The 3,166-nt window shown below is 48.3% G+C and carries 4 protein-coding genes; 2 read left to right on the forward strand and 2 right to left on the reverse strand.

The genetic code is table 11. The annotated features are described in order from the left end of the window. Positions 1 to 267: 267 nt before the first annotated feature. Positions 268 to 618 carry a hypothetical protein gene (locus ACYVGR_RS32895; RefSeq protein WP_460964456.1) on the reverse strand — a complete coding sequence of 117 codons (351 nt, stop codon included), beginning with the start codon at positions 616 to 618 and terminating at the stop codon, positions 268 to 270. Positions 619 to 1,073: 455 nt separating this feature from the next. Here ACYVGR_RS32895 and ACYVGR_RS32900 point away from each other — a divergent pair, with 455 nt between their 5' ends. Both ACYVGR_RS32900 and ACYVGR_RS32905 read left to right on the forward strand, forming a co-directional pair. After that, complete coding sequence (locus ACYVGR_RS32900; RefSeq protein ID WP_460964458.1) at positions 1,074 to 1,586, forward strand: IS110 family transposase; 513 nt, start codon at positions 1,074 to 1,076, stop codon at positions 1,584 to 1,586. A gap of 15 nt (positions 1,587 to 1,601) precedes the next feature. Beyond that, complete coding sequence (locus ACYVGR_RS32905; protein WP_460964459.1) at positions 1,602 to 2,231, forward strand: transposase; 630 nt, start codon at positions 1,602 to 1,604, stop codon at positions 2,229 to 2,231. 176 nt (positions 2,232 to 2,407) lie between these two features. On the opposite strand, the gene ACYVGR_RS32910 is transcribed toward ACYVGR_RS32905, so the two are convergent. After that, positions 2,408 to 2,863: a hypothetical protein gene (locus ACYVGR_RS32910; RefSeq protein ID WP_460964461.1), complete on the reverse strand. Its 456-nt coding sequence runs from the start codon at positions 2,861 to 2,863 to the stop codon at positions 2,408 to 2,410. Positions 2,864 to 3,166: the final 303 nt, after the last annotated feature.

A 3,166-nucleotide genomic window follows, 5' to 3' on the forward strand; every position in this document is an offset into this window, starting at 1 on the left:
TTCCCAACTCCGGGGTTGGCTTGTCAACGGGAGCCGACCAACGAGTTAAACAGCCCGCCTTCGGGACGAGCGTCCTGTCGCACGGAGACCACAAACACGCTTTTCAGCTTTTGGCTGTTCACCCAACGACCATGAGGGTTGATGGATGATAGTACTACGTCCTTGAACAATAAGACTCCCAACCTTTACACCCTCATTAGGTTGGGCTGCAAACTCTCCCTCGGGACGTGCAACCTGTCGCAAGACAGGTGACACATGCGGAGCATTTTACTTTCGCCACTCATGGATACGGTAGCCAGTGGCTACGGAGTCCTTTGAGAAGTGGACGATAAGCCTTTTTGAGTAAACAGGGTCTTCCACGCCGTAATCAATGTCGATATTGTAAGCAATCTGACCTGTACTATCAAGCCCGTCTTGCGGCTGATTGAGAAGGTCAATCACCTCTTTGTAGGTTTTGCCTTTCAGGTTATAATGCTGAGTAAGGTCATCAATCATGTACTTTCGGTTGGGAAAAGTCATCAAATCGCCAACTTCATTCCATTTCTCTTTGTCAAACTTTTGCTGAGGTTGACATGAGAAAACAGCAACGAGGAGAAATACAAAAAAAGACTTTACCATTCTTAAAGTACTATTTGTCAGCCGAAACCCCGAACTGGAAACTAAGACCAGCCTAACTGGGGCGTTCCCTGTGTCACACGCGACCTGCCAAATCTATCAGCCCCCAAACAAGGGTTTACCCTGTCAGCCGAAAGCTGAAAATGAAAGCCTAAAAAGCTTACCTGTCCGAGACGTGCGGCCTGTCGCCGGAGCGATGGACCACACTCATTTTTATACCTGTCTGGCGCACCCAACGCCCATATCTTCGCTTTTGAGTTATTGAGATCAAAAAAGTGCAACTTTGAATAAAGCCATTGGTGAGTAGAAAAAGCACGTACCCAACGCAAATGCGCTCCTCAGGAACGACATAGCTTGCGTGGCTTAGCCCTACTCACCACCCTTTCCAGTGGATTGAACAGTACCTAAGGACGTAGTACAGCTACGATCCAGCATCATGTGCAAAATCGGGAAAGTTAATGGAAAAACAAACCCTTCACCTAAAAACCAACAACATGCAACAGGCCTTGAGTGCCGTAAAATACGGGGTCGGTATCGACATGGGCAAAGAAAAATTCTACGCCTGCATCAGTGCCATTGATTCGACACAGCGGATCAAAATCAAAGCCACCCATTCCTTCAACAACACTCCCGCCGGAGTCGCCGAGTTCCACCGCTGGGTTGACCATCACGCTAAAGATAAGACCTTACTTACTCACTACCTGATGGAAGCGACGGGGGTCTATTATGAGCAGTTAGCCCTTTCGCTTCACCACCGCCAAGCGCAGGTGAGCGTCGTGCTGCCTCAGAAAGCCAAACACTATGTAATGGCCCTGGGCATCAAAACCAAAACCGACGGGGTCGATGCTCAGGCCTTGGCTACAATGGCCTGTCAGCAGCCGGTAGATGCCTGGCGACCCATCAGTGAAGCCATGTACAAACTGCGCCAGTTGACCCGGCAACAAATTGACTTACAGAATTTTAAAACATAGATTGCTAATCAACTGATGAGCCTAGAGATTGGCATGTACCAGTCAAAAGAGGTTAAAAAGCAGATGAGTAAACTCATTGCTGAGCTGGATAAGCAGATTACTGAATGTGAAAAGCTAATTGCCAAAGCCGTCAATGACAACCCCGAATGGCAGCGCAAAGTGGAACAGATCTGCCTCATCAAGGGCGTGGGTTTACTCACGGTAGCCAACCTGATTACCGAGACTAACGAATTTGCCCTATTCGAGAATCAACGGCAATTGGTCAGCTACGCGGGCTACGACGTAGTGGAAAACCAAAGTGGCAAACGAGTGGGTAAAACTCGGATTAGCAAGCGGGGCAATCACCGCATCCGGCGGGGTTTACACATGGCTTCGCTGATGGTGGTTCGTTATGAACAGAAGCCTTTTGTAGGCTTGTACGAACGAGTCTTTGAGCGGACCAAAGTGAAGATGAAAGGCTATGTAGCCGTGCAGCGGAAGCTGCTCACGCTGATCTACGCCCTGTGGAAAAAGGACGAGAAATACGTGGCCGATTATGTGAATGAGGGACAAAAAAAAGTAGCCCCAACGGAGGGGGCTACACGGCATCGGCCACAAGTGGACGTGCTTGAGAAAGCGAATATAGGTGAATTGATCGGATCCTGAAAAAATTATAGGGTCTTTCTTGGATTTGAAGACAGTACCACACGAGGGCTGATGGATGAGCGAGTAAATATACTGAATACGAACAAGTTCCAACCTTTACACTCTCGTTTGGTTGGGCTGCAAAATCTCCCTCGAGACGTGCTGCTTGTCACAGGGAAGCTACCCTATGGAGAACGTTACGACCCCTCAACAAGCCAATACTTGGTGAATCGGTGCCTACCAAATCCAAGGCTGTCAAACTCATCGTGCCCGTTGCTGGCGACAACGCCAAAGTTTTGTAAAACTTGGTTAATACGCCCATCCCCAGAATCCAAGATCTGTGTCCGCTTACCATTCTGCCAAATAATTGCCTCTTGCGCGCCCTGACCACCATTATACTCTGCTTCTACATAAGCAAAGTGAGCTTTAGGAAAGCACATTAGTAATGCGTCCTCCATCTTTTGGTTAAGGTACTCGAAACGACCAATGCCAGGAGATTCTGTGGAGTCAGTTAGTTGGTCAAACAATTCCTCAGTAATAGGAATCAAACAAAGACCCTGAGCTAATTCAACTTCTTTTGCCTGCTCAAAACGACTTTTAAACGTTTCGGCATCTCCTATTTTACAAATAACTGCTTGCAGATAGTAACCCATCTATTTCCCTTATTAAGGCGTTTTTCCTGTCGCCAGAAAGCCAAGCCCTAGACCTATAAACTCTACTTATACAGGCGTTTGCATTGTCAGTCGGAAACATAAAAATGCCACCCCAACAACCTGCCCAACGAGGGCGATTCTCGTGTCGACCGAAGCCGCCTAACAAACCCCAAAGTTGCCTTGTCGAGACGTGTAGCCTGTCACACGCGACCCTGCACACGAACTTTTTATGCTTGTCGGGCGCACCCAACGCCAGCGAGGGTTGATGGATGATGACGCTACGTGCCTGAACAACAAGACTCC

The sequence above is a fragment of the Spirosoma litoris genome (assembly GCF_054776755.1).